Below are 25,608 nucleotides of genomic sequence, written 5' to 3'. Positions count from 1 at the left end.
AAGGAAAACTATGTGTATTGTCGCCATTGCTTGGCAGTTATTTGATGAACTGCCTTTGGTTTTATTATCTAACCGTGATGAGTTTTTGCAGCGTCCGACAGCGCCGCTACACCAGTGGGCGGATAAGCCTATTTATGCAGGGCGTGATAAGCAAAGTGGCGGCACGTGGCTCGGCATTCATCAAGAGCCATATGGCGATTTTTATGAGCAAAACGGACGTTGGGCAGCCGTATTGAATTTTCGTGATGGGGTGCAAGCAAGTAATGATGAGCGCTCTCGTGGCGAGTTAGTAGCTGAGTTTCTGAGCAGTGATTTATCACCGATGGCTTTCGCTCGACAAATCGATTTGCAAGGCTATGCTGGCTTTAATCTTATTATCGGCGATGCCAAGCAAGCATTAATCGTCAATAATCGTGGTCATGCCCCAACACCATTATATGCAGGCTTGCATGTACTCTCTAACGGTCAGCCAGAAGATAGCTGGTTTAAGACCGAACGCTTGAGGAGTCGGCTACGTCAAGAAGTACTGCCGCTAATTGCAGAAGATAACTCGCTTGAGTACTGGCGAGATGCTGCTTTTAATGTGTTGTCAGACAACACTCCAGCGCCAGCAGATAAACTACCCGATACTGGTATGGCTGTTGAGATTGAGCAGACGCTATCTTCTGTTTATATCAAGCCTATTGCTTTTGGTGATACAGAAAAAAATGTACCAACTTATGGGACTCGCACGCAAAGTATTCTGACTTTAAATCAATCTCCAAGTCCTATCCATGCCGAACCTATCTTCCGTGCTCAACTACAGAGTCGAGAATATCAGTAATTTATCTATTGTCATTTTACTCTGACTTATGGCTAAGCTGTTCTATTCATTATTTAAGACTCATTACAGAGGCAACTATAAATCCCTAATATAGATAGGGATTTATCTGTTAATAGTGACTCTGATGGCATACACTGGATATATAGGTCATTTAAGCGCCATTAATAATGCCTACTATCCTCTAATCAGAGGTCAGTTTAACAAGGAGTACGATATGACTATGATGAAATCATTAATATTCGTTGAGCCAGGTAAAATTGAAATTGTTGAAAAGAAAATTCCTGATGTCGGCCCGAACGATGCTTTATTAAAAATTACCACCACCACGATTTGCGGTACCGATATTCATATTTTTAAAGGTGAGTATCCTGTTGCAAAAGGGTTGACGATTGGGCATGAACCAGTAGGTATTATTGAAAAGTTAGGTAGTGCCGTAATGGGCTATAAAGAAGGTCAACGAGTCATCGCTGGCGCGATTTGTCCAACCTTTACCTCTTATGCTAGCCAAGATGGCTTCCCCTCACAAGATGGAGGCTATCTTGATGCCGATGGCAAATGCTCTTGTCATGGTTATAAGGCTACTGGCGGTTGGCGCTTTGGTAATCATATTGATGGTACGCAAGCAGAGTATGTGCTAGTGCCTGATGCACAGGCCAATCTATGTCCAGTGCCAGATGGACTGACGGATGAGCAAGTGCTGATGTGTCCTGACATTATGTCAACAGGCTTCAAGGGGGCAGAAAACGCTAATATTCAGATCGGTGATGTCGTCGCTATCTTTGCACAGGGGCCTATTGGCTTATGTGCTACTGCTGGGGCAAGGCTCAAAGGTGCGTCACTAATTATCGCTGTTGATGGTAACAATCAGCGTCTAGAGATGGCGAAGAAATTAGGAGCGGACATTACACTTAATTTTACAGAAGTTGATGTGGTCGATGAAATCATGAAAATCACTGGTGGGCGTGGCGTCGATAGCAGTATCGAGGCGTTAGGTTTGCAAGCTACCTTTAATCAATGCATAAAGATATTAAAACCGGGTGGAACTTTTTCAAGCCTCGGCGTTTATTCTGAGGATTTAGTCATTCCAATAGCGAATTTCGCTGCTGGCCTTGGCGATCATACGATTCGTACGGCACTTTGTCCAGGTGGTAAGGAACGCATGCGTCGTTTGCTGAATGTCATTGAGTCAGGTCGTGTAGATCTATCAGAGATGGTGACTCATACTTATGCGCTAGACGATATTGTAGAAGCATATGATTTATTTATGCATCAGCGTGATGGGGTCTTAAAAGTTGCTATCAAACCATAATTTTAGCAATTATAAATACGAAAAAGCCTGTATCACTCGATACAGGCTTTTTCGTATTTACTACTAAAACAATAAGTCTAACTATTTACTCCACCAACAAATGGTTGTTTTGTTCTGGAATAATCAGTTCTTGTTTAAGCGGTAGTTCGCGCACCAATTCTTGCAAGGCGCGACGATATACCCCACGTTTAAAATGAATCACTTGTCCGAGTGGATACCAGTAGCTGACCCATTGCCAATGGTCAAATTCTGGTTTACCCTCATCAAAGCGGATATGTTGAGTATTCGGCTCATCTAAGCGCAGCAAAAACCATTTTTGTTTTTGCCCAATACACAAAGGATACTGCCCATGACGCACATAGCGTTTCGGCAGGCGGTAGCGCAACCAATCTTGCGTGACCGCCAGTAGATCCACATGACGCGGATGTAAGCCGACCTCCTCCCAGAGCTCGCGATACATCGCATCCATCGGCGTCTCCCCGCGGTCGATGCCGCCTTGAGGGAACTGCCAAGCGTTGTGACCAATACGTTTTGCCCACAGAACTTGCCCTTGTGTATTTGCCAAGATGATGCCGACATTGGCGCGAAAGCCGTCTGCATCTATCATGACTAAACCCTTTTAAATTGTTTAAAAATAGCTTATTTCAACAAGGTACAGTGACAGCAATCATAATTATTATAGGGTGACTGTTATCGATACCATGGCAAAATAAGATTCATTACCGTTATTAAACCAAGAAACAACCCAAATGTGTAACAGTATTTTGCTATAAAATGTTTCACAAGATTAATACTTTAAAATCAGTAATTTATAAGCAAACTTTTGTAAGTTTTCTTATGATGGATTTTATAAGGGTAATAAGTTTGAATAATATTATCGTGATAAATACTTAACAATCAGATTCAGTGTAAATGGTATTTTTAAAAGATAGACGTTATAGCGGTTTATAAAACTCAAACAAGGAGATGGCTTTATAAATCTCGTTTTCGCTTATGCTACACTAGCAAAAGACATTATTTTTCCAAAAGACATAGTTCTTCAAAAAACAAGAAACCGTTACTATTCAAATTAAAAACCATGTGAATAAAGAAGCATGCGCATTCAAAATCGTACCAATTAAAACAAGGAATATTTAAGATGTCAGAGTCAAAAGCAAGCGTTACGTGGCAAGAAAATAAAGCCTTTATGGGTGTGTCACCATCAGGACATAACGTCCAAATCGATGCCGATAAAGAAAAAGGCGCCAGCCCCATGGAGCTGATTTTATTAGGGCTTGGTGGCTGTGCAAGCTATGATGTGGTAGCAATTTTACAAAAGTCGCGCCAAGAATTGACAGACGTACGCTGTGAGCTGACCGCGCAGCGCGCCGAAACCGTGCCAGCCGTTTATACTGACATTCATATGCATTTCGTGGTGACAGGACAAGATGTCAAAGAAAGCCAAGTGGAAAAGGCAATCAAACTGTCTGCAGAAAAATACTGCTCAGCAAGTCGCATGCTAGTACAGGGCGGCGTCAATGTGACTCACGATTTTGAAGTCATAGCAGGATAGGGAAGATTATACTAATGAGTCTATTCTTTGGGTTGATTCCCGATAGCGCAGCGTCAGGTATTTGGGCAATGGTGGTGGCAAGTTTGCTGCCACTGGCGATGGCGCTAACGGCAAAAGCAATTGGCGGCTTTAATTTAGCTGACAATGCCCATCCGCGTGATTTTTTACAAGGGACAACAGGAGCTGCCGCGCGGGCTAATGCCGCCCAGCAAAACAGCTATGAGACCTTGCCCATATTTTTGGCGGCAGTGTTGGTTGCGATGCTGTTTTTTGTACCGCAATTAATTATTAATACCATCGCTTGGCTTTATGTGCTGATTCGTATTGGGTTTTGCGTGGCCTATATCACCAATTTAGCTACCTTTCGCTCTATTCTTTGGACGCTATCGATGGCTTGCTCATTGATGTTATTTTATTTAGCGATTCGGGTCAGTATGTAAGCCGATTAGCCTAAGAGCGCTATTGTAGAACGCACTATTTTAAAATGCGCTCTTTTAGCAATAGAGTATGTCATCAATAAGGTAGTGATTTATGAGGCAACGCTTGCTTGTAGCGCCTTAATAATCACTGCTTTATTTTTTTCTCGTTTGATATCGTCCCATACTATTTTCGCCTCGTTATAGCCTTTGGTCAGCATCGCTAGCCACTGCTTATAACGACCGACTAAAACCACATCGCTTTTCGCCGCACCCTCTAAAAATTTAATCTGATGTATGATTAAATCCTGCCACAATAATGTCGCCGTATTTTCTAGGTTCTTTTGGTTTTGACTACTGTCAGTATTAAGCTGGGCAACTAAATCAGGTCGGGTAACTGCACCACGTCCTAGCATCAGATGCGTCGTACCTGATTGCACAATACAGTTTTGCGCCTGCTCACTATTCCAAATCTCGCCATTGGCAATCACTGGAATGTCTAAGGTATTAAAATTCTGAATTTTATCCCAATAAGCTGGCGGCTTATAGCCTTGAGTCTTGGTACGTGCGTGAATGGTTAGCCAATCGGCGCCACTCGCAGCAATTGCAGCTTTGATATCATCCATGCGACTGGTATCGGTATAACCCAAGCGAATCTTCGCTGATATGGGAATATGAGCAGGAACCGCTTGGCGTACGGCGCTGATAATCTCATACATCACTTCAGGCTCATCTAATAATACTGAACCACCACGATGGCTGTTGACCGTTTTTGCCGGACAACCAAAGTTGATATCAATCGCCGGCGCACCAAGCTCACAAGCGTAGGCTGCGTTTTCTGCCATTAATTGCGCTTCGCTACCAAGAAGCTGAATATGAATCGGTGTGCCGGATGCGGTTTTGGCATCATGATGTAGTTCTGGCACGTATTTATAAAAAACGTGTGCTGGCAATACATGCTGAGTCACGCGAATAAACTCACTGACCGACCAATCATAAGGGCGGCCTAAATCTGTTGCAATTTGGGTTAGGATTTGCCGCATTAATGGATCGGTCAAACCTTCCATAGGTGCAAGCAAGCGAACGGGATTGGCAAACAATCGCTGGATGGTGTTTTGGCGCTCTTGTAGAGCTTGAGATAAAGATGAAGCGTTATTCATGATTGGTAAGTCATTATTATAAATTGAGGTCGGCAAAGACTATGAAGTGTGAGATGAAAAAGAAAACTAAGAATTACCAAAAACCACCTTTTTACCTGTTTGTAATCCTGATATCAAATCCTTAATATTATGAATGTCCAAATTGCTTTGCGCGCGCGTACAAGCGACGTAGAGTAGACGCAGCTCTTCTGGGCTGATTTTGACCGCATTGGTCGTCACATCATAATAAAAGTCATCATCGAGCTGTACTTTACCCCATTCAAGCCCTTTGGCTTTATGTGCGGTCGAGATAACGTAATCAGCGTTTTCAATACTAGATAAACTATTCACAGCTTGGCTGAGCACATTAGTCCCATGATCGTCGACCAATTTAACCAAGGTTTTAAGGTCACTGCCTTCATTGGTTTCAGAATATTCTTGTACATCACCCCAATTATAAAAATACGCCAGTTCGGGCACACCATACGCCGATTTGCCATTTTTTAAGTTTTCGGCTGCCTGACAGAATTTAAGCATACGATCGGTATCCGCTTGCAGAGCAACTCTATGACCGAGTTTTAAGCCCGTTAGCAATTGCGACATAGCAGCAGCATTGGTACGGCAAAGAATGGCGTCTTTTTTACTATGAACCATGCCCTTATCAGTAGAAGACTGCTTATTAGGATTGCCTTTTAACGGTACATCTTCTTGTAATGCTTTGAGCAAGGTATTGGCAATCTCAGCAATCGGTTCGCCAAAACGAAATGACTGGGTCAACAAGGTTTGCGGCAATGGCAGTTTTTTCATCGCATTGACCGCCCCGCGCCATTCATAAATCTGCTGATGGGCGTCACCCACATAAATAACTTGCCGTGGTTGCTGGGTCAGAATACCCATCATCAAGGGATCGGCATCTTGCGCTTCATCAAATAAGATAAAATCTGCGGGAATACTTGGCTTCGATAATGCCCATAATTTAAGATAAATATCATGCCCGATACCAGCAGGATGGCGCGCATCAATTGACTGTAACCAGCGCTGCTCAACGGCAGGGTAAAGCATTTCACGCAACTGCTCGGCATCAGAATCATCAAGCCAACTTGGAAATTCAATATGCCGTGGCGCAGGATAACTGGCGTGCGTACTACAAAAATTGCTCACTGCATCACTGACCAACCGCGACAAGCGGGCTGGCGTGAGGGTAATATATTTATTAATCCCATCCATTTGTCGACGGACTTGTACGGGTTGCAAGCCCAAATCGTCACCCAGACGTTTGGGTGAAAATCTTGGTAACGATAATTTGGCGGTGATATCACGCGGTACGTGACGATAAGCGAGTGAGTGAAATGTCCGGCAATCGACGTGACCGGGGAATTTCTGCCGCGCATCGTTGGCAATTGCTTTATTAAAGGCTAAATATAAGCCGCGACCACGTAGACGCTCACCGATTAATTTGAGCGTCGTCGTTTTCCCTGCACCTGCATAAGCGACCACTTTAAATGACTTATGATCCATCGCCATATTTAGCGCGTTCAGCTGCTCATCGGTGGGATCGCTCATATAAGCTGGCATAGATGCGGACATAGTAAAGCTACCTAAAAAACTAGAGTGGGGACAAAAATCACGGGGGTAAAAAAAGCCACTGCATAGACAATGGCTGACTGGTCACAATGGCGCTAATTACAAAATACTTGCAAGCGCACAGGACAAAATAAAAATTCTAATAGAGAATAAAGGTAGAAATAAGCAGGTTATATTAACAGATTAACAGATTAACAGATTAACAGATTAACAGATTAACAGATTAACAGATTAACAGATTAACAGATTAACAGATTAGCACATTGGCTGTTTTTACAATAAGTGTCTGATAAGTAGAGTTATTCTTTCTCTAATCCTATATCGTTTGCCAAATCAAGGCTGCGCTCTTCTTTGATTAAGATTTTTGCTAAGAACAACCCTAGCTCAAATAGAAGCCACATCGGAATCGCGAGCATCAACATCGACACCCCATCTGGCGGTGTAACGACCGCCGCAACGGCAAAGCAGCCGACGATAATATAACGGCGTTTATCTTCTAAGCCCTGAATGGAGACGACACCCGCCAATATCAATAGTAAAGTAACCACCGGAATCTCAAATGTCAGTCCAAATACCATAAAGAGCTTGAGGGCAAAACTTAAATAACTGTCGATATCTGTCATTGGTAAGACGTTCTGCGGCGCAAACATGATAAAGAACTTTAGAACGCCTTTAAGTACAATGAAATAAGAAAAAGCCACGCCCGCATAAAATAGAAATATAGAGGACATTAATACAGGAATGGCGATTTTTTTCTCTTTTTTGTATAAACCGGGAGCGACAAACGACCAGATTTGATACAAGATATACGGCATGGCAAAAAAGGCTGCGACAAATATAGTCAAGCGTATCGGTGCCATAAAGTTAGACGTAATATCGGTCGCAATCATTGTTGAGTTGGCGGGCAACTGGGCGACTAATGGGTCGGATAAAAAATCATAAAGCTCGCGTGAAAATCCGACCAAGGCTAAAAATATCACTAATACCGCGACGCATATTTTAATCAGATGCCGACGTAGCTCAATCAAATGCTCGGTAATCGGCATATCGCCAAGTGAACTTAGGATATCACCAGAATCCTCATTATCAAGCATCTCTGGTGCAGACTTGCTCTCTGTATCCACTACTTTTTCTTGGCGGCTTTTTTTACGTTTAAATAAGCCCACTAATTATTCTCCTGCTTATTAACAGAAGCCTGTTTGGGTAAAGGGCTGTCCAAATGGATGGCAGGGCTGTTTAATAAAATATCGGCTTTATAATTGGGTAAATAGGGCGCTTGCGGCAGACGCCTTGCTTTATCATAAGCGCCCAGACGGAACCACATATTTTCCCATGGTTTGGTGCTGATATTTTGAATGTTGCTTTGAGTTGTTTGTGTAGTGATGTGTTGAGTGTCGCTATCATCATTACCTTGACTATCTGAAAGTTCAGACTCTATTAACTTTTTATCTGACCCATCACTGTCATAGGCATAATCAAACTCTTTTGGCGCCGCGGACGAATTATCGCCTTTTTCACCATCGTTCTTATTGTTTATGTTATCCACTTTATTGGTTGTAGGCTGATGCGCTGCTTTTAGATGCTGGTTTTGCGAGGATTCAAACTCTTGCATACTGCCGCGCATCTCTGCCATCTCACGACGCATTTCTGCTTCAGTTTGGCGAATTTTGGCCAGCTCTTTTTGCATCAGTTGGCGTGTTTCAGCCAAGTCAAGTTCCGCTTCGATTTCAGATTGCAAGGTAGAAACCGCACGGCGAATTTTGGCATACCATTGCCCAGCGGTACGCGCCGCTTGGGGCAGTTTTTCTGGCCCCAAGACGATTAAGGCAATAACGCCGAAAAGCAATAATTCAGAAAACCCGATATCAAACATAATGTTCCAATGTCACAGTTGTCACTGTCTAAATACTATACATTATGCTTGTCATCAACCTTAGTGGTTGTTGGGCGCTCTTCAGGGTGTGCAGTGCCATCATGGTCGAGCACCACCTGCTTTTTGGCATGTTCAGTATTTTCGTCTTTGACGGCTTCTTTAAAACCTTTGACCGCACCGCCCAAATCTTTACCGGCATTTCTTAGTTTGGAGGTGCCAAATACGACAACCACCACCACCAATAAAATCAGCCAATGCGTAATGGAAAAACTGCCCATAATGCTATCCTTATGTCTTTGTTTTCAGTCTTTATAGGAATATGTTGAGTGTATAGAATATTGCTGTCGTACACAAAAACTATCGACAGCTTATGCGAAGTAACACGTCACACTATTATAACCTGCTGTTATGACAAAAAGGTGAAAGCAACAATAATCAAACAGGGTAATGGCTCATCTTATAAAAAGTTATCGCGCGGCTTTTTCATCAATACCTGAGAGACCAAAGCGTCGACCTAGCTCATTTAATACCGCATCTGATTCGATATCGAACCAAGCCAAACCTACTAAGGTATGAAACCACACATCAGCGACTTCATAAATCAGTTCACGACGCGCTTCGTCATATTGGGTTTTATCAGTGCTTTCATTGCAATTGGCAAAGTCTTTAGCAGCGATAATGCTCTCTGTACTTTCTTCGCCAACTTTTTCTAATATTTTGTTGAGACCTTTAGCGTATAAGCTTGCCACATACGAGCTATCAGCATCTGCATGCTTACGCTCTGCCAATACATTATCAAGCTGCTGCAAAATAGAATGAGTGGTCGCAAGGCTGTTATTTTGATGGGTGTGTGAATGGTCTATATTTTGAGACGGTGCTTCAATAATTTCAGGCGTGGCTTTTGCACCAGCATTTGTATGATAAATCTCTGCAGGATCTTTTAATACTTTATCGACCGTTTGCCATTCAGGTGTTTGCCCTGACAAATCCAAACGCTGATAAAAACAAGACTCGCGGCCAGTATGACAAGCAATACCACCGGCTTGAGTGACGCTAAGGACAATCACATCAGCGTCGCAATCTAGACGAATATCATGCACGCGCTGGGTATGTCCTGAGGATTCGCCCTTATGCCATAACTTGCCACGTGAACGCGAAAAATATACCGCCGTCTGCGTTTGCGCGGTTAATTGTAGGGATTCAGCGTTCATCCACGCCATCATCAAAATACGTCCTGAAACATAATCTTGTGCAATTGCAGGAATCAAACCATCAGCATTAAAATTTACGGCAGCTAGCCAAGCAGGTAAAGTCATCATCTATCGTCTTATAAGTAGAAAGTAAATATTAATAAAAAGTAGGTTTTAATAAAAGGAAGCTCATTAAGCGCCATTTAGTCTATCTATCGTTTATGAAAGCACTTTATCAGTGTCCACTCTCTACTTAAACACAGCTTAGGCTGACATTCAATATGTTAAAGCAGTAAATAAAGCACAATTATATTTGAGCGGAATTTTGATAAAATAATAATTGTAAATTAGACTCAGCTAACCTTAGTTTTATTAAGTCTATATAGCTTAGTTTTCATTTTAAAGCTTGTGTTTTAAATGGCGAATTACCAAGGTTTAGCTGTTTAAAATAAGCGCCATAGTATTTGTGATTAGAAAGAACAACATACGATAAAGGAGGCCAAAACTTTCCTTGGCAAAACTGCGCACGATCTGTTAAAATAGCGCCTCCCACCTCGAGGCAAATAGAGGTTTAGTGCCTGTTTTTACAGCTACTATTTCGTTATTGACTATTTGACGACCAGGTTCTATCAAAGACAAAGAGGCAAATCATCATGAAAGTTAAGATGAAAACCAGAAGCGGTGCAGCTAAACGCTTCAAAAAAACAGCTAACGGCTTTAAGCGTAAGCAAGCATTCAAAAGCCATATCTTGACCAAGAAATCAGCTAAGCGTATTCGCCAGTTGCGCGGTCTGAAGATGGTGGACAAGTCTGACGAAGCAGCAGTTCGTCGTATGTGCCCATACATCTAATAGGCTATCGTCATTTATCTTTAATTAAGCGCTGTTTAATTAATAGCTACTGAATTAAAAATACCTGACTTTGCAATCTGATAACGATGTCTGTTATTCAACTATTTAATGACATCGTGACTCGTTTAACAGTAATTAAAGAAATCTTGGAGTAATTTATGGCCCGTGTAAAACGTGGTGTACAGGCGAATCGTCGTCACAAAAAAATCCTAAAACGCGCAAAAGGCTACTACGGTGCCCGTTCACGTGTTTACCGCGTAGCGGTACAAGCAGTGACCAAAGCTGGTCAATATGCTTATCGTGACCGTCGCAACAAAAAACGTACTTTCCGTCGTCTTTGGATTGCACGTATCAATGCTGGTGCACGCTTAAACGGCTTAAGCTATAGCCGCTTTATCAATGGCATGAAAAAAGCTAACATTGCAATCGATCGTCGCGTACTTGCTGACATTGCTATGCATGATGCAGCGACTTTCACAGCATTGGTTGAAAAAGCAAAAGCGGAACTAGCATAAATATTAGCCATTCTGTAGGTATGCTGCTTGTTAAGTGCTTATTTATAAGTAATTTTTTTCTAAGTGGTTATCTATATGGATAGGGATAATATTGATTAATAGTACGATATTAATAAAAGCTACCGCTGGTCGGTGGCTTTTTTTATATTAAATTATTTTATTGCCAGTTTTATTACTGTTAAGATGCAGCATTTTTTCTAAAGTTGCGCTTCTCATTGTCTAAATATTCAAGCCATTCATATAACGTGCCCTTACATTAAAATGAATAGGTAAATGGTTTGCAATATTTGGTCAAATCCCTACAATTACAAATCACTATAATTAATAGTCCGTTTAAATCAGGAAGAATGCGTCTTATGACTACCTCTGCTGCTACCACCGATTTGTCGGCGCTACCGACCTTGTCCACAGAGCTAAGCGAGCTTAATGAAGTCAAGTTAACCGAGTTTGCCAATGCTGCTGAAGCCTTAATCCTACAAGTCAATGATGTACGTTTACTACAAGATTTGCGTGTGCAGCTGACGGGTAAAAAGAGTCCCTTAACTGGCTGGTCAAAGCAGATGGGCAAACTGAGCAGCGACGATAAAAAAACCTACGGCGGCTGGTTACATCAAGTGCGCAGCCGTATTCAAGACACGTTAACGGCGCAGCAGCAACAGCTAGAAGTAGCGGCATTAAATGCTAAGCTTGCAAGTGAGAGTATTGATATCACTTTACCAGCTCGTGGTGGTCAAAAAGGTCATCTGCATCCAGTGACTATGATTACCCAGCGTATGCAGCAATATTTCATACAAGCGGGTTTTAATGTCGCAACTGGCCCAGAAGTTGAGAGCGACTATTATAATTTTGAAGCGCTTAATATTCCTTCACACCATCCTGCGCGTGCGATGCACGATACATTCTATTTTGATGCGCACTATCTATTACGTACGCATACCAGCCCAGTGCAAATTCGCACTATGGAAAAGAACGAACCACCGATTCGTATTATTTGCCCCGGTCGCGTGTATCGCAACGATTCTGACCAAACCCACTCACCAATGTTCCATCAGTTAGAAGGGCTTATGGTTACTGAGTCGAGCACCTTTGCTGAGCTAAAAGGCTTGATTAGTGAGTTTTTAGAAGCGTTCTTTGCCAAAGAATTGACTGTTCGTTTCCGTCCGTCATTTTTCCCATTCACCGAGCCTTCTGCCGAAGTCGACATCTTAGATGACAATGGTAAATGGCTTGAGGTTATGGGCTGCGGTATGGTACATCCACAAGTGCTGACCAACTGCGGTATCGATGCCGAAAGATATACGGGCTTTGCTTTTGGTATGGGTATTGAGCGTTTTGCGATGCTGTACTATGGTATCGATGATTTGCGCCTGTTTTTCCAAAACGACGTACGCTTCTTAAAACAGTTTGGCTAGATTTTCATTGTTAATATGACAGGTAATACGTCACCCTTTATTCTAAAATATTTATTATAAAATTCTGATCCGAGATACTTATGAAAATTAGCGAACAGTGGCTACGTCAATGGGTAAACCCCAACAATACCAGTGAGCAATTGGCTGAACAACTCACTATGGCAGGGCTAGAGATTGATGATCGCTTTGCGGTTGCCCGTACCTTTAGTGGTGTGGTCGTCGGTGAAGTTATAAGCGTCGAGCAGCATCCAGATGCAGATAAACTGCACGTTACGCAGGTCAATATTGGTGCAGTTGAGCCGCTACAAATTGTTTGCGGTGCGCCCAATGTGACTGTTGGTATGAAAGCGCCGGTTGCGACCGTCGGTGCCGTTTTACCTTCTGATGACGGTAAAGGTTTTAAAATTAAAAACGGCAATCTACGCGGTGTCGACTCTAACGGTATGCTTTGCGGTGCGTCAGAGATTGATTTGGTTGACGATATCGATGGTCTGCTTGAGCTACCAGCTGATGCGCCGATTGGCATGGATATCCGTGAATACTTAGGCTTAGACAATCAAATCTTAGATATATCTATCACTCCAAATCGCGGAGACTGTTTTAGCGTACGCGGTATTGCGCGTGAGATTTCAGTTATTAACGACTTGCCGATGCAGCAGCCAGAGATTCCTACTGATGTAGCGGTGACAGATAATGGCGCAACCCCTGCTGTCACCGTTAGTGCAGTCGAGGCGTGCCCACGCTATCTCTTACAGTCAATTAGCAATATTGATCGTAGCATCGATACACCAAAATGGATGCAAGATGCACTAGTGCAGTCAGGACTACGTTCGCACAACTTTTTGGTTGATGTGACTAACTACGTCTTGATGGAATTGGGTCAACCATTACATGCGTTTGATGCTGATACCATTGTTGGTGATATCGTTGTACGTTTGGCACAGCCTGAAGAAACCATTACCTTACTCAATGAGCAAACCATTACCTTAACCGGTGATGAATTGGTCATTGCTGATGATAAAGGCGCGCTTGCACTTGCTGGTATCATGGGCGGTCAACGTAGTAGTGTGACTGATAGCACGACCAATATCGTTTTAGAGAGCGCCTTCTTTAGCCAATTAGCTATTGCTGCGCGCGCGCGCCGTTTTGGTCTGCATACTGATGCCTCACAACGTTTTGAGCGTGGAGTCGATTTTGAATTGCCAGAGCTAGCATTAGCGCGTGCTGTTGATTTGATTACCAGCGTCACAGGTAGCCAAGCGGGACAAATCGTAAAAGTTGAAAGTAGCGAGCAGCTACCAGCTCGTTCGCCTATTACCTTGCCAATTACTAAAGTCCGTGATGTTATCGGTATTGAGATTGCGCCAGCAGTGATGGTGCGTATTTTGACCCAATTAGGGTTTGAAGTAGAGCAGCAAGCGGATAGCCTGATTTGCACGCCACCATCATATCGCTTTGATATGAGTATCAAAGAAGACCTCATCGAAGAGATTGCGCGTATTTATGGCTATGACAATATTCCAAGCGTCTTGCCGCATTTGCAAGTCAGCATGGATTATGACGATACGGCGGATTTGACGCATGAGATGAAGCTAGCGCTAGTCGATAATGGCTATATGGAAGCGATTAGCTTTAGCTTTAGTGATGCAAAGTTAGAAGCCTTGCTCGATGATAAAGCGCTCGGAGAAGTGTTGGCACTGGCAAATCCTATCTCTAGTGACTTAGCGGTGATGCGCCGTACTTTGCTGTCAAGCTTATTGCCTTGTGTACAATATAACTTAAATCGTCAGCAGCCACGTGTCCGTTTCTTTGAGACTGGTCTTAGCTTTGTCGGTCAAAGTATTAGCGAGTTGGTACAAACGCCAAGTATTGCGTTAGTAGCAGTCGGCGATGTTTGGGATGAGCAAGCGTATCAAAACCGTGCCTTAGACTTTTATGATCTTAAGCATGATATTGAGCAGTTATTACCTGCGCAAGTAGATAGTGCGCGTATCCGCTATGAGCGTAGTGAGCTAGCTTTCTTACATCCGGGTCAAAGTGCTAAGCTCTATATCGATGATCAGTATGTCGGTTGGTTGGGTCAATTGCATCCTAATACAGCCAAGCAGTTAGATCTGCCAGCTACATGGGTGGCTCAGTTATCACTGGCACCATTATTAACCCTTGTACGTGAACAGCATGCCATCACCACTCCAAGCAAATTCCCGCAGGTACGCCGTGATATTGCCATCTTAGTCGATAGCGATATCAGCTTACAGACGTTAGAGACGACGATACGCACGGCAGCTGGTGAACTATTGACTGATATGTGGCTATTTGATGTGTATCAAGGTGATAAAGTGCCAACTGGTCAACGCTCATTGGCTTTTGCGCTGATATGGCAAGACAGAACACAGACACTATCTGATGAAGCAGTAAAAATAGCGACCGATAAGGTAGTGCAAGCCCTAACCGAAAAGCACGCTGCTCAGTTGCGTGACAGCTAATATCTAATCCTAAAAATATAAAATCTTCCATAGCCTCCTCATAAGCGAGGCTATGGCGCTTTGCTATTGATAAAAAAGATTACCTGATAGAAATTTTTAGGCATAAATTAAGTTAAGTGGTTATTAATAAAGGATTTTATTGCAGACTTTATTAAAATGACGGCAAAAAACCTTTATAATAGCTAACATTAATCCTCATACCGCTAAACCATGATATTCGACATCACGACATAGCATAGGAGTCGTACTGTGAGCACCTTAACCAAATCTGACATGATTGAGCATTTGATGAGTCATCTTAACCTGACACGCCAAGAAGGCCGCTGTTTGGTGGAGAACTTTTTCGATGAATTGTCAGAGAGTTTGATTGATGGCAAAGAGGTCAAGCTTTCAGGCTTTGGCAACTTCGAGCTGAAAGATAAAAACAGCCGTCCCGGTCGTAACCCAAAGACAGGCGAGCCTGTTGCGGTGTCTGCGCGCCGTGTGGTTACCTTTAAAACTGGTCAAAAATTTCGTCAGCAGGTTGATGAACGTTTATTTGATGAGTAAGACTTGGTAATAAGTTACTCTGTTGAGCCAATAGCGATGATGAAAGTCATTCTATTGGCTTTTTAGATTTATAAAGCAAATGATTTAAAAGATAGGATAGTCAATGCTATCTGGTTATTTTAGCAGCATAGCCTAGCGCATTTTCTACTTAGATTTTTAAAAGCTGATAAAATCCTAAATAACAGACATAAAAAAAGAGAGCGTAAGCTCTCTTTTTTTTACTACAGTATTTTTATTATGAAAAATAAAAATTACTGAGCTGGTTGCTCAACTACAACTTCGTCAGCTGCGTCTACTGCAGGAGTTTCGCTAGCTACGTCAACGCTAGTAGTAGTACCGTCTACAGGTACTTCAGCATCGATTTCGTCAGTAGCAGTAGCAGCTTGTGCATCAGCGATGTCAGCTTCAGCAGCGTCAACAGCTTCAACAGCGTCAGCAGGAACAACTTCGCCTTCAGCAGCAGCTTCGTTTAGCTCTTCTTGCGCGTCAGTTACTTCTTCTTGCGCGTCAGATAAATCTTCAGCAGCGTTTTCTTTATTGCTATCACAAGCAGTTAAGCCCATAGTTGCAGTCATGATACCAGCTAGAGCAAGTAATTTTAAGTTCATAAGGTTTTCTCCGGGAAAATGAAATGATCAGTAGCAGCAAAAAAGGTTGAATGTCCGAGATGTCTCAGAATTCAACTAGTATTAATCGCAGCTACTCAGCTTCCACGCATTCTATATGATTTCTTTCCGCATGGAAAGAGCTTGTACAATTAAGTAACAATAAAAAATGTAAAATTAATTTTACATTTGACATTTATTATAACTATTAATACAACAACCCATATTTATATACGTATAATCGATAAAACGGAGCCATTTTAAGAGGTTAGGAGCTATTTTGATGTTTGTTATCTGTTGAAATCGTGTGACTTATTTTTATTAAATTCAATAAAGGTTGCACAAACTGGGAGTCAATACCCTAGGGCACACCCTAATAAATAGCTAATCTTATACAGAAGTTAAAAGCTATACTTGATGGCTTTATTCATGGGGTTGTTATTGATAGCACTACTATATAAGACAGCTTTACAAAACATAGAATCAAAGGATTGATATCTTAATACGTTGAAGTCTTATAATACAAATAGTCATGTAAATATTATGTTTGAGGAGGAAGGTTATGAAATGGCAAGGCAGACGTGGCAGCTCTAATGTGCGCACAAGCAGTGGTGGCGGCAAGATGCTCGGTGGCGGTATCGGCGGTATTATCATCGCCGGTATTTTATGGCTAGTATTTGGGGTCAATCCTATGACCGCGCTACAAACTGGTCAAGTGGTTGCAGGTGGTGGTAGTAATACCTCTACCGAGCCTGCGACCAGCGATGATCGTGATACACGGTTTGTTAAAGTAGTCTTGGCAGATACTGAGGAAGTTTGGCATCAGATATTTAATGAGGCAGGCAGTACCTATAAAGAGCCGTCACTGATTTTATTTAATGGACAAGTCAGCTCAGCATGTGGCAGCGCTAGTGCAGCTACCGGACCTTTTTATTGCCCAGGTGATCAAACGGTTTATTTAGATACGTCGTTTTTTGTAGAAATGCGCCAAAACTTAGGTATTACTGGCGATGAGCAAGGCTCAGGTGATAGCGAAAACCAAGGTAAGGCTGGAGATTTTGCCCAAGCGTATGTGATATCTCATGAGGTTGGTCATCACGTACAGACCTTGCTCGGTATTACGCAACAAGTAAATGAAGCAAGTCGTCAAGTCACGCGCGCACAGGCCAATAAGTTGTCGGTATTACAAGAGCTACAGGCAGATTGTTTTGCTGGCGTTTGGGCACAGCGTAATCAAGAGCGTGTGCAGTTCTTAGAAGCGGGTGATATCGATGAAGCTATCAATGCTGCTGGTCAAATCGGTGATGATCGCTTGGCACGGGCCAGTGGTGGGGCAGTTGTACCTGATAATTTTACTCATGGTACCAGCCAACAGCGCGTTCAATGGTTTACCCGTGGTTTAGAGAGTGGCAATATCCAATCTTGCGATACGTTTAGCGGTGCTTTATCAAGTTAGCTTTTAGTTATAAAAACATCTAAGCACAAAAAAGCCTGCAATAAATTGCAGGCTTTTATATAGCTATCTAAAGGAAAGCTATATAAAATTATCTAGTCTGATTTAGAATATAAGCACCAGCACCACCAACTGCAGCACCACCAATTGCACCACGAGCGATGTCTTTACTATCGCCACCACTTCTGATAAGTGCACCAGCAGCAGCACCAGCAGCAGCACCTTTAGCAGTGTTACTCAAACCAGTGTTGTAGCCATAGCCGTTATTAGCACAACCACCCATCATAAGAGCTGAGCTAGCGATAGCCGTTAGTGCAAAAGTTTTAGCAAATTTCATAGTGTCACCTATTAAGTCGTCAAGTTTGAAATCCAATATACAGGATGTATCTAAATATGTCTGTACTACTTTGCATGATAGCCTGTTTATCTCTTTCTAGTCGTAGTAAAAAGGCTAATCTTTGCAAATATTCTGTAAAGTATGTTGCTTTACTATATCGTCGGTAGGGCTTTTGCTTACAGTCATTGTATTAATAGTAAAAGTCCGCTAACTACTTTTAAGGCTTATCCTGGCAATTTCTAAAATAGTTGGTAGTTTTCGAAACTATAATGATAAGGTCTTTAAATGAACATATAAAAACAAAAAAGACCACCCTAAGGCAGTCTTTATGTTTGTTATATTCACTAACTATCTAATCAAGTTAATAAATAACTTACTATCAATTAGTTTTGTGATTTACGTTTCATTTGCTCAAAGAACTCGTCGTTGGTTTTCGCTTCTTTTAGACGGTCTAGCAAGAACTCAGTCGCTTGTACGCCATCCATCGGCTGTAGCAACTTACGTAAAATCCAAACCTTACGCAGTTTGTCTTCATCAAGCAGACGCTCTTCGCGACGTGTGCCTGATTTTTTGATATTAATCGCTGGGAAGACGCGTTTTTCGGCCAAATCACGCTCAAGAGTAATCTCTTGGTTACCGGTTCCTTTGAATTCTTCAAAGATAACGCTGTCCATTTTACTACCGGTATCAATAAGCGCACTAGCAATAATGGTCAAGCTGCCGCCTTCTTCGACGTTACGCGCCGCACCAAAGAAGCGTTTTGGACGCTCAAGGGCATTGGCGTCTAGACCACCTGTCAATACTTTACCTGATGATGGAATCACGGTGTTATAGGCGCGGGCAAGACGGGTAATAGAGTCAAGTAAAATGACCACGTCTTGTTTATGCTCAACCAAACGCTTGGCTTTTTCGATGACCATTTCAGCCACTTGGACGTGACGTTGTGGCGGCTCATCAAAAGTAGAGGCAACCACTTCGCCGCGTACTGTACGTACCATTTCGGTCACTTCTTCTGGACGCTCATCAATCAAGAGTACGATTAAATAACACTCAGGGTTATTACGGGTAATCGACTGCGCGATGGTCTGTAGCAGCATGGTTTTACCGGCTTTTGGCGGTGCAACGATAATCGAGCGCTGACCTTTACCAATCGGTGCAATCAGGTCAATGATACGACCGGTCAAATCTTCGGTCGTGCCATTACCAAGCTCTAACTTTAATTGTTCGGTTGGGAATAATGGCGTTAAGTTCTCAAAAATCAGCTTATGACGCGAGCGATCTGGCGTATCAAAGTTAATCTCACCGACTTTTAACAGCGCAAAATAACGCTCAGAGTCTTTTGGCGGACGAATGGTGCCAGCGATACTGTCACCTGTTTTGAGGCTAAAACGACGGATTTGACTTGGGCTGACATAAATATCGTCAGGACCTGCTAAATAAGAGCCTTCAGATGAGCGCAAAAAGCCAAAGCCATCAGGAAGAACCTCAAGCACGCCGTCACCATAGATGGCTTCACCGTTACGGGCATGGGTTTTTAAAATCGCAAAGATAATGTCTTGTTTACGGCTACGCGCCATATTATCAAGACCCATTTCCTTGGCGATGGCCAATAGCTCAGCGATTGTTTTTTTCTTTAATTCAGTAAGATTCATAGATAGGTCATTAGCAGTTGATCAGATGAGAGATGCCATTATCAGCACAAATCAAGACATTGATTAAAACAACGTGTGTAGGACGATAGAGGGTATATGCACAGCATCAGGGTTTATGTAGGTTGGATTTTACGTGCCAGCTTATGGACGTGTTGCCAGAAATACGGGCACGGTTATAAGAGGTAAAGATAAAGAAGTCTACATAAGAGTCTGCGTCAAAAACTCAATATCAGTAATTGTGTTTAGTCATTGCGTTCAGTAGTGATGTTTTATAATGACGATTGTGTTTCTGTTGATAAACACGAGGAGAATAGCGACAAGACACTTAGGAAAATGGTTAGTTTTCTCTTGTCAGCAGACTATACGGGCTTCAAGCTGGCATTGTCAATAATTTTTGCCAAAAAATTCGCATAATCTCGTTTTTTGCTCAGAAAAGCAACAAAAAAGCTATTATCCGGTGTAGACAACAGCTCTTTCGGTGTAGATTTCTATATAAAAATCTTTTAGTAAACAACTACTAAAAACGATTATAGATGCTTATCTAGTACTGCTGCCAATGCTGCTTTTGGTTGTAGACCCATCACTGAATCGACTTTTTCGCCATCTTTAAAAACAAACAGGGTAGGAATGTTGCGAATACCAAAACGGCTAGCCGCTTGTGGGTTATTATCAACGTCGACTTTAACGATTTTAACTTTACCTTGGTACTCAGTCGCTAAATCTTCTAAAATAGGCGCAATGGCTTTACAAGGACCACACCAAGTTGCCCAAAAGTCTACTAGAACTGGCACATCTGATTGTAGAACATCTTGGTCAAAGTTTGCATCGGTGGTGTTAACAATAAGGTCTGACATAATCTTTCTCTCTTGTTTTATTATTTCTATTACCAACCATCTATATAAATATGAGGGTCATATTAAACAGATGATTGGCTAAAGAATGGTTAAGAAGGGGTGAAATTCTGCCATTATATTAACATGTTTGCTCAAAGTTGACAGGCGTAGGCCGGTTAAATTGTTTAACAATTACTATTAGCACAATAAATCGAAACATAACGACACAGGTTATGTTTTAACTGTCACTTGTCATCTCTATGGTTGTTTTTAACGCAAACTTAGTCGTCTTTTCCAATGCTGATTTATTATTGTTTTTAACCGGTCACTCACCACCCATTTTTCTGAAAACTAATTAGTATCGGCATTTTGTTTATATAGCCCGTTTATGAATATCAAAACCCTATCAATATATATAACCCATTACTATAAGTAGCTAAATTTTATGCCTTTCACTGATGAAAAGATAGATACTCTGAATGCTCAAGAAAATGCGTATCCACTGGAGTTTTTTCAGAGCTTTGCGCAAGACGTTACCATCTATCAAGATGAGGATATTTGGGTCGTCGATAAGCCCGCCGGATTGTTGAGTGTCGATGGTAAAGCGCTAAAGGTGAGTTTATTGGCACGACTTGAGCGTGCCAACCCAGCAGTTAAGTTGATTCATCGCTTAGATATGGATACCTCAGGGCTGCTGATTTTTGCCAAAAATGCCGCCGCGCAAACCCATATCAGTAAGCAGTTTATTGATAGGCTGCCGCAAAAAAGCTATCAAGCGCGTGTCTTTGGTCAATGGCAAAGCGTCGGTGCTAAAGGCGAGATATCGGTGCCAGTACGTTATGAACCTGCAACCAAACCGCGTCATATCGTCGATCCTAATTGGTCTAAGCACGCATTAACACTCTATGAAGTGCTGGCGCATGAAGAGTGCAACGGTCAAACCGTCACGCGCGTGCTGCTAAAGCCTGTGACCGGTCGTAGTCATCAGCTGCGTGTGCATATGGTACACGTCGGTCATGTAATGATTGGCGACCCAATTTATGCAGAAGGCGCTGCATTAACCATTGCCCCAAGGCTCAATTTACATGCCCAGCAGTTACGCCTGAAGCATCCCACACTTGGTGCTTGGATGGACTGGGAAAGTCCAAGCCCTTTTTAAATAGGTCTCTTTTAAATAGATTTCTTTTAAATAAATTATTCAGATTGAAACTTATCATGCAAAAACAAGGATTGTATTATGCTTGATATGACTGCCGGCAAACAGGCACTTAAAAAGCGCTTTAGATCTAAATCATCGCTAGCATCCTCAAATATGCCCGTCGATTGTGAGGTACTTATCATCGGCGCTGGGATTGCCGGTATCGGCATGGCCAGTCGATTGCAGCAGCAAAAGCATAAAGGTCTGTTTAGGCATAGAAGTCCAAGTCGCTTAAAAAATCTAGCAAAAAGGAAGCAGCAAAAAACCATTCAGCGATTTGTAGTATTAGAAAAACGCGCAGATTTGGGTGGTACGTGGGATTTATTTACTTATCCTGGTGTACGTTCTGACTCCGATGCCTTGACCTTTGGTTATAGTTTTCGTCCGTGGTTGGACCATCGAGTATTGGCGAAAGGCGGTGATATTAAAAACTATATTGCTGATACGGCGCGCGAGTTTGGTATCACTGAACATATTCGCTATCAGCATGAGGTGCAGCAGCTGTCTTGGTCAAGCCATAGTCAGCAATGGACGGCAACGGTAAAAAACCATATAAATGGCGAAGTATTTAGTTTAACAGCGAAATTTGTCGTGGGTGCGACTGGCTACTATGATTATGAGCAAGGTTATCGCCCTTATTTTGATAAAGAAGCAGATTTTCAAGGTGAAATCGTCCATCCACAGCATTGGCAAAATGTGAATTATGACGATAAAAAAGTAGTCATAATTGGTAGCGGTGCGACAGCGATGACGTTACTGCCCGCTATGGTGGATGAAGAGAGCGAGCAGTGCGCTCAGCACGTTACTATGCTGCAACGGTCGCCGACCTATGTTGCAAGTGTGCCAGGCGATGATTATGCGCTTGATTGGCTGGCAGGTAAGTTTTCACCATTGTCAAAAACGCAAGCTTATAAACTGCTGCGCACGCGCAATGTGTTGATGCAACAAGGAACTTATCGAGCAGCTGTGTTTGCGCCCAAAGTGATGAAAGCATTATTAAAACGTGGCGTTAAAACGGAATTAAAAGGCAGCGGTGTTGATATCGCGCATTTTATGCCCGCTTATAATCCTTGGGATGAACGGCTTTGTGCCGTGCCAGACAGTGATTTATTTATGGCGTTACGTGGCAACAGAGCTGCCGTAATGACCGATCAAATTAGCCACTTTACCAAGACTGGCATCATGTTTGATTCTGGTAGACACCTTGATGCTGATCTTATCGTTACTGCAACGGGACTCAAGATACAAATGCTGGGCGGGGCAAAGGTTTATGTCGATGGTCAGTCGGTCGACATTGGTAGTCGCATGACTTACAAAGCGGTACTGGTCGAAGGTGTGCCTAATTTGGCGGCGCTGTTCGGTTATACCAATGCTTCGTGGACGCTAAAAATCGACTTGGCTTGTCAGTATGTGTTGCGGCTTCTCAACCATATGCATAAGCATCATTATCAAGTGGCAGTACCGCAAGCAAAAACTGTGCATAGCGAAGCGCATAAGCAGCCAGATACGGTTATGGGTGCGCTAACGGCAGGCTATGTCCAGCGCGCGCAACACGAGCTACCAAAACAAGGCGATATTTATCCTTGGCGGGTCACTAATAATTATCTAAGTGACCGTGTGATGCTCAAATACCGTAAAATAAAAGATGATTGGTTACGTTTTAGTCGCTAACTCTCGTTAGCGACAATCCTTTATTGACGGTCATGGATGAAGTCTGTCACTTGCTTGCTTAGCATTTGCCACAAGGTTTCTTGTGCACTTTTACTGCCCCAGGCGTTATGCGGACTAAATATCACACGCGGATGGTTAGCAATGGTTAATAAAGGGTCATCTTTGACAATCGGCTCTTGCTCAAATACATCAGTGGCATAACCGATAACTTGCTCGTTATGAATGGCATCGGTCAGCGCTTGGCTATCAACGATACCGCCACGGGCGACATTAACAATCAGCGGCTTTTTAGCCATTTTTGCTAAGGTATCTGCATTAATAAGATGCTGGGTTTGCTCGTTTAATGGACAATGCAAACTCAGTACATCAGACTGCGCCAGTACGTCTTCAAACGTTGCATAGTCGTCATTACGCGGCGTACGCCCTTGATGCTCTGCCCATAACACCTTCATACCAAAAGCGCGAGCGATGTCGGTGACACGTTTACCAATAGTGCCAACACCAATGATACCTAGCGTTTTATCTTCCAAATCTATCAGCGGTATATCGAGCAAGCAAAAATTACCATTGTTTTCCCACGTACCATCAGCGACTTTTTCATGATAATGAATGCCAGCGCGCATTGCAGTTAGCATCAGCATAAAGGTATGCTCGGGCACGCTTTTGACCGCGTAACCAGCGACGTTATATAGCGTTATATTGTGCTTAGCACAGGCGTCTTGATCGACGTTATTCATGCCTGTTGCGGTCAGTTGGATAAGCTTAAGCTTGGGCAAATTGGCGATGATGTCAGAGCTGATTTGGACTTTATTGGTAAAAATAATGTCGGCATTTTGACAGCGCTCAATAATCAGCTCCCGAGGTGTATCATTGTAGGTAATGTAGTCAGTAACGCCGGCGGGTGCTGGCAAGTCGACATTGTCAGAGAAAGTACCTTTGTCTAAAAAAACCGCTTGCATGATGATTCCTTATCTCATTGTTATTTTAAAATAGATTACATTTTAAATAGGCTTACATAGTTATTGGCTTAATGTAGCACGTTGCAGGGTTTAGTCAAAAAGCGTGTCAAAAACTCCGTTAAAAGCACGTCAAAAAGCCTACAGCAAAAAGCCTCTACTTCAATGTTGAAATAGAGGCTTTATTTTTTGTGACAATAGTTTTTGTACTTATGTTGTTTTTATGCTTATAAAGAAAAACGCTTACGCAGTTTACCAATCAGACTACGTACGCGACTGCTTAAATCAATACGTACGTCGTTTTCAGGGTCATGCTCAACTTCATAACGTTTGACCAGTTCAGGGCTGGCTTTTAGTTTTGTATGATGCTGGAATGCACGGTTGACGCTAATTTCAAGCAGGCTGGCGCGCATTGGTTTTGGTAAGCAGCGATAGACCTGACCTTTATTAATCAAATCAATTAGCAAACCCGCATCTTGGAACTCAGTCTGTACCAAGACCACCAAGTGCGGCGCATCTTGTTTTAAGGTAAAGATAATCGGCGCGATGTTTTCGCCGCTGACATTGATGTCGGTAATACAAACGCCGATATCTTCATTCGCCAAATAATCATAAGCCTCTTCTAAACCTTTAGCATGCAGGACTCTATAACTGTTAGAAAATTGCTTACGTATTTGCTCAATCAGATCGTTGGTTTCATCGATGACCAATAGCGTCTGCTTGTTGCCCGAGCTGTCGAACTGCTCAGCGTCTTCATCTGGGTTATAGGTCAAAGCAATTTCAGTAGCGCGTCCGACGACCGCAAGTAGCTCTTCAGATTTGCAAGGCTTGGTCAAATAACGATAAATCTCCCCATCGTTGATAGAGCCAATAATCGCGTTCAAATCAGCATAACCAGTCAATAATATACGCATAGTAGATGGCGATACTTCTTTGACTTCACGCAAGATATCGACACCTACGCGCTCAGGCATACGCTGGTCACTGACCGCGACGTGTACGTGGTTGTTTTTGATATAGTCAATATATTCAGTCGGGTCAGTGGTGATAAAGACGTCATGCGTTTTACGAAACAACAGTTTCATCGAACGTAAAATACGCTGTTCATCGTCGATAAATGCCAACTTCGGTTTCGCTTCAGACCCTAACTCGGTGCTAGGGGTTTCCATTTCCAATTCATTCATGATGGTATCCTTATGATGAA

25 protein-coding genes are annotated in these 25,608 nt (G+C 42.6%); 12 read left to right on the top strand and 13 right to left on the bottom strand.

Translation table 11 applies throughout. The annotated features are described in order from the left end of the window. Positions 1 to 10: 10 nt before the first annotated feature. Entirely contained in the window at positions 11 to 823 is an 813-nt protein-coding gene (locus tag FHS24_RS09955) for an NRDE family protein (RefSeq protein WP_183621000.1), read from the top strand. A 214-nt stretch (positions 824 to 1,037) separates the two neighbouring features. After that, positions 1,038 to 2,132, top strand: coding sequence for an NAD(P)-dependent alcohol dehydrogenase (locus FHS24_RS09950; protein WP_183620999.1), 1,095 nt, complete (start codon positions 1,038 to 1,040; stop codon positions 2,130 to 2,132). An 85-nt stretch (positions 2,133 to 2,217) separates the two neighbouring features. Here the strand turns inward: FHS24_RS09950 and FHS24_RS09945 are convergent, their stop codons facing one another. Beyond that, positions 2,218 to 2,739 carry an RNA pyrophosphohydrolase gene (locus FHS24_RS09945; RefSeq protein WP_068403735.1) on the bottom strand — a complete coding sequence of 174 codons (522 nt, stop codon included), beginning with the start codon at positions 2,737 to 2,739 and terminating at the stop codon, positions 2,218 to 2,220. A 531-nt stretch (positions 2,740 to 3,270) separates the two neighbouring features. Here FHS24_RS09945 and FHS24_RS09940 point away from each other — a divergent pair. Both FHS24_RS09940 and FHS24_RS09935 read left to right on the top strand, forming a co-directional pair. Next, the gene (locus FHS24_RS09940) at positions 3,271 to 3,684 is read left to right on the top strand and encodes an OsmC family protein (RefSeq protein ID WP_183620998.1); all 414 of its coding nucleotides are present in this window, start codon (positions 3,271 to 3,273) and stop codon (positions 3,682 to 3,684) included. A 14-nt stretch (positions 3,685 to 3,698) separates the two neighbouring features. Continuing rightward, a complete protein-coding gene (locus FHS24_RS09935) occupies positions 3,699 to 4,124 on the top strand; it encodes an MAPEG family protein (RefSeq protein ID WP_183620997.1) in 426 nt (141 codons plus the stop codon). Positions 4,125 to 4,213: 89 nt separating this feature from the next. On the opposite strand, the gene FHS24_RS09930 is transcribed toward FHS24_RS09935, so the two are convergent. The 6 genes from FHS24_RS09930 to hisIE form a co-directional block, all read right to left on the bottom strand. Continuing rightward, on the bottom strand, positions 4,214 to 5,260 hold the full coding sequence (locus tag FHS24_RS09930) for a tRNA dihydrouridine synthase (RefSeq protein WP_183620996.1): 1,047 nt from the start codon (positions 5,258 to 5,260) through the stop codon (positions 4,214 to 4,216). A gap of 66 nt (positions 5,261 to 5,326) precedes the next feature. Continuing rightward, a complete protein-coding gene (locus FHS24_RS09925) occupies positions 5,327 to 6,826 on the bottom strand; it encodes a UvrD-helicase domain-containing protein (protein WP_183620995.1) in 1,500 nt (499 codons plus the stop codon). Positions 6,827 to 7,122: 296 nt separating this feature from the next. Continuing rightward, the gene (tatC, locus tag FHS24_RS09920; protein ID WP_183620994.1) at positions 7,123 to 7,989 is read right to left on the bottom strand and encodes a twin-arginine translocase subunit TatC; all 867 of its coding nucleotides are present in this window, start codon (positions 7,987 to 7,989) and stop codon (positions 7,123 to 7,125) included. After that, positions 7,989 to 8,696 (bottom strand): Sec-independent protein translocase protein TatB, encoded by a 708-nt coding sequence (gene tatB / locus FHS24_RS09915; protein ID WP_183620993.1) that lies wholly within the window; start codon positions 8,694 to 8,696, stop codon positions 7,989 to 7,991. Before tatB ends, tatC begins: the two co-directional genes overlap by 1 nt. A 35-nt stretch (positions 8,697 to 8,731) precedes the next feature. Continuing rightward, a complete protein-coding gene (gene tatA / locus FHS24_RS09910; protein ID WP_183620992.1) occupies positions 8,732 to 8,974 on the bottom strand; it encodes a Sec-independent protein translocase subunit TatA in 243 nt (80 codons plus the stop codon). Positions 8,975 to 9,163: 189 nt separating this feature from the next. After that, the gene (gene hisIE, locus FHS24_RS09905; protein ID WP_183621096.1) at positions 9,164 to 10,012 is read right to left on the bottom strand and encodes a bifunctional phosphoribosyl-AMP cyclohydrolase/phosphoribosyl-ATP diphosphatase HisIE; all 849 of its coding nucleotides are present in this window, start codon (positions 10,010 to 10,012) and stop codon (positions 9,164 to 9,166) included. Between the two features lie 527 nt (positions 10,013 to 10,539). Here hisIE and rpmI point away from each other — a divergent pair. The 5 genes from rpmI (at position 10,540) to FHS24_RS09880 (ending at position 15,699) form a co-directional block, all read left to right on the top strand. Further along, the gene (gene rpmI / locus FHS24_RS09900; RefSeq protein WP_011281253.1) at positions 10,540 to 10,737 is read left to right on the top strand and encodes a 50S ribosomal protein L35; all 198 of its coding nucleotides are present in this window, start codon (positions 10,540 to 10,542) and stop codon (positions 10,735 to 10,737) included. A 158-nt stretch (positions 10,738 to 10,895) separates the two neighbouring features. After that, positions 10,896 to 11,252 (top strand): 50S ribosomal protein L20, encoded by a 357-nt coding sequence (rplT, locus tag FHS24_RS09895; protein WP_011281252.1) that lies wholly within the window; start codon positions 10,896 to 10,898, stop codon positions 11,250 to 11,252. Positions 11,253 to 11,608: 356 nt separating this feature from the next. Beyond that, entirely contained in the window at positions 11,609 to 12,664 is a 1,056-nt protein-coding gene (gene pheS, locus FHS24_RS09890) for a phenylalanine--tRNA ligase subunit alpha (protein ID WP_183620991.1), read from the top strand. Between the two features lie 80 nt (positions 12,665 to 12,744). Further along, positions 12,745 to 15,150, top strand: a complete 2,406-nt coding sequence (gene pheT, locus FHS24_RS09885; protein ID WP_183620990.1) for a phenylalanine--tRNA ligase subunit beta — start codon at positions 12,745 to 12,747, stop codon at positions 15,148 to 15,150. 249 nt (positions 15,151 to 15,399) lie between these two features. Further along, positions 15,400 to 15,699 (top strand): integration host factor subunit alpha, encoded by a 300-nt coding sequence (locus tag FHS24_RS09880; RefSeq protein WP_079692789.1) that lies wholly within the window; start codon positions 15,400 to 15,402, stop codon positions 15,697 to 15,699. Positions 15,700 to 15,950: 251 nt separating this feature from the next. Here FHS24_RS09880 and FHS24_RS09875 read toward each other — a convergent pair whose 3' ends face one another. Next, a complete protein-coding gene (locus FHS24_RS09875) occupies positions 15,951 to 16,307 on the bottom strand; it encodes a hypothetical protein (protein WP_183620989.1) in 357 nt (118 codons plus the stop codon). A gap of 559 nt (positions 16,308 to 16,866) precedes the next feature. Here FHS24_RS09875 and ypfJ point away from each other — a divergent pair. Further along, on the top strand, positions 16,867 to 17,760 hold the full coding sequence (gene ypfJ / locus FHS24_RS09870) for a KPN_02809 family neutral zinc metallopeptidase (RefSeq protein ID WP_183620988.1): 894 nt from the start codon (positions 16,867 to 16,869) through the stop codon (positions 17,758 to 17,760). 88 nt (positions 17,761 to 17,848) lie between these two features. Here ypfJ and FHS24_RS09865 read toward each other — a convergent pair whose 3' ends face one another. From FHS24_RS09865 to trxA, 3 genes are all read right to left on the bottom strand, one after another. Then, positions 17,849 to 18,094 (bottom strand): hypothetical protein, encoded by a 246-nt coding sequence (locus FHS24_RS09865; protein WP_183620987.1) that lies wholly within the window; start codon positions 18,092 to 18,094, stop codon positions 17,849 to 17,851. Positions 18,095 to 18,477: 383 nt separating this feature from the next. Further along, the gene (gene rho / locus FHS24_RS09860; RefSeq protein WP_149490840.1) at positions 18,478 to 19,746 is read right to left on the bottom strand and encodes a transcription termination factor Rho; all 1,269 of its coding nucleotides are present in this window, start codon (positions 19,744 to 19,746) and stop codon (positions 18,478 to 18,480) included. Between the two features lie 527 nt (positions 19,747 to 20,273). Continuing rightward, positions 20,274 to 20,600 carry a thioredoxin gene (gene trxA, locus FHS24_RS09855; RefSeq protein ID WP_183620986.1) on the bottom strand — a complete coding sequence of 109 codons (327 nt, stop codon included), beginning with the start codon at positions 20,598 to 20,600 and terminating at the stop codon, positions 20,274 to 20,276. 424 nt (positions 20,601 to 21,024) lie between these two features. On the opposite strand from trxA, the gene FHS24_RS09850 reads away from it, so the two are divergent. Together FHS24_RS09850 and FHS24_RS09845 are read left to right on the top strand one after the other, a co-directional pair. Further along, positions 21,025 to 21,738, top strand: a complete 714-nt coding sequence (locus tag FHS24_RS09850; protein ID WP_183620985.1) for an RluA family pseudouridine synthase — start codon at positions 21,025 to 21,027, stop codon at positions 21,736 to 21,738. 153 nt (positions 21,739 to 21,891) lie between these two features. Further along, positions 21,892 to 23,448, top strand: a complete 1,557-nt coding sequence (locus tag FHS24_RS09845; RefSeq protein ID WP_406947790.1) for a flavin-containing monooxygenase — start codon at positions 21,892 to 21,894, stop codon at positions 23,446 to 23,448. A 20-nt stretch (positions 23,449 to 23,468) separates the two neighbouring features. On the opposite strand, the gene FHS24_RS09840 is transcribed toward FHS24_RS09845, so the two are convergent. Next, positions 23,469 to 24,407 (bottom strand): D-2-hydroxyacid dehydrogenase, encoded by a 939-nt coding sequence (locus FHS24_RS09840; RefSeq protein WP_183620983.1) that lies wholly within the window; start codon positions 24,405 to 24,407, stop codon positions 23,469 to 23,471. Between the two features lie 224 nt (positions 24,408 to 24,631). Then, positions 24,632 to 25,588, bottom strand: a complete 957-nt coding sequence (locus FHS24_RS09835) for a response regulator (RefSeq protein WP_183620982.1) — start codon at positions 25,586 to 25,588, stop codon at positions 24,632 to 24,634. Between the last annotated feature and the right edge of the window lie 20 nt (positions 25,589 to 25,608).

It is taken from the genome of Psychrobacter luti, assembly GCF_014192115.1.
Classification (GTDB): Bacteria; Pseudomonadota; Gammaproteobacteria; order Pseudomonadales; family Moraxellaceae; genus Psychrobacter; species Psychrobacter luti.
The sequence above is the reverse complement of the archived record's forward strand: the minus strand, read 5'-3'. Positions and strand labels throughout refer to the sequence as shown.

Bases quoted from the DNA above. Each gene is read 5' to 3' on its own strand.
- trxA (WP_183620986.1), bottom strand. From the start codon at position 20,600: ATGTCAGACCTTATTGTTAACACCACCGATGCAAACTTTGACCAAGAT.
- pheS (WP_183620991.1), top strand. From the start codon at position 11,609: ATGACTACCTCTGCTGCTACCACCGATTTGTCGGCGCTACCGACCTTG.
- pheT (WP_183620990.1), top strand. From the start codon at position 12,745: ATGAAAATTAGCGAACAGTGGCTACGTCAATGGGTAAACCCCAACAAT.
- FHS24_RS09840 (WP_183620983.1), bottom strand. From the start codon at position 24,407: ATGCAAGCGGTTTTTTTAGACAAAGGTACTTTCTCTGACAATGTCGAC.
- FHS24_RS09875 (WP_183620989.1), bottom strand. From the start codon at position 16,307: ATGAACTTAAAATTACTTGCTCTAGCTGGTATCATGACTGCAACTATG.
- FHS24_RS09930 (WP_183620996.1), bottom strand. From the start codon at position 5,260: ATGAATAACGCTTCATCTTTATCTCAAGCTCTACAAGAGCGCCAAAAC.
- FHS24_RS09950 (WP_183620999.1), top strand. From the start codon at position 1,038: ATGACTATGATGAAATCATTAATATTCGTTGAGCCAGGTAAAATTGAA.
- FHS24_RS09850 (WP_183620985.1), top strand. From the start codon at position 21,025: ATGCCTTTCACTGATGAAAAGATAGATACTCTGAATGCTCAAGAAAAT.
- FHS24_RS09940 (WP_183620998.1), top strand. From the start codon at position 3,271: ATGTCAGAGTCAAAAGCAAGCGTTACGTGGCAAGAAAATAAAGCCTTT.
- FHS24_RS09945 (WP_068403735.1), bottom strand. From the start codon at position 2,739: ATGATAGATGCAGACGGCTTTCGCGCCAATGTCGGCATCATCTTGGCA.
- FHS24_RS09865 (WP_183620987.1), bottom strand. From the start codon at position 18,094: ATGAAATTTGCTAAAACTTTTGCACTAACGGCTATCGCTAGCTCAGCT.
- tatB (WP_183620993.1), bottom strand. From the start codon at position 8,696: ATGTTTGATATCGGGTTTTCTGAATTATTGCTTTTCGGCGTTATTGCC.
- FHS24_RS09845 (WP_406947790.1), top strand. From the start codon at position 21,892: ATGCCCGTCGATTGTGAGGTACTTATCATCGGCGCTGGGATTGCCGGT.
- rho (WP_149490840.1), bottom strand. From the start codon at position 19,746: ATGAATCTTACTGAATTAAAGAAAAAAACAATCGCTGAGCTATTGGCC.
- tatA (WP_183620992.1), bottom strand. From the start codon at position 8,974: ATGGGCAGTTTTTCCATTACGCATTGGCTGATTTTATTGGTGGTGGTG.
- rplT (WP_011281252.1), top strand. From the start codon at position 10,896: ATGGCCCGTGTAAAACGTGGTGTACAGGCGAATCGTCGTCACAAAAAA.
- rpmI (WP_011281253.1), top strand. From the start codon at position 10,540: ATGAAAGTTAAGATGAAAACCAGAAGCGGTGCAGCTAAACGCTTCAAA.
- FHS24_RS09935 (WP_183620997.1), top strand. From the start codon at position 3,699: ATGAGTCTATTCTTTGGGTTGATTCCCGATAGCGCAGCGTCAGGTATT.
- ypfJ (WP_183620988.1), top strand. From the start codon at position 16,867: ATGAAATGGCAAGGCAGACGTGGCAGCTCTAATGTGCGCACAAGCAGT.
- hisIE (WP_183621096.1), bottom strand. From the start codon at position 10,012: ATGACTTTACCTGCTTGGCTAGCTGCCGTAAATTTTAATGCTGATGGT.
- FHS24_RS09835 (WP_183620982.1), bottom strand. From the start codon at position 25,588: ATGAATGAATTGGAAATGGAAACCCCTAGCACCGAGTTAGGGTCTGAA.
- FHS24_RS09955 (WP_183621000.1), top strand. From the start codon at position 11: ATGTGTATTGTCGCCATTGCTTGGCAGTTATTTGATGAACTGCCTTTG.
- FHS24_RS09925 (WP_183620995.1), bottom strand. From the start codon at position 6,826: ATGTCCGCATCTATGCCAGCTTATATGAGCGATCCCACCGATGAGCAG.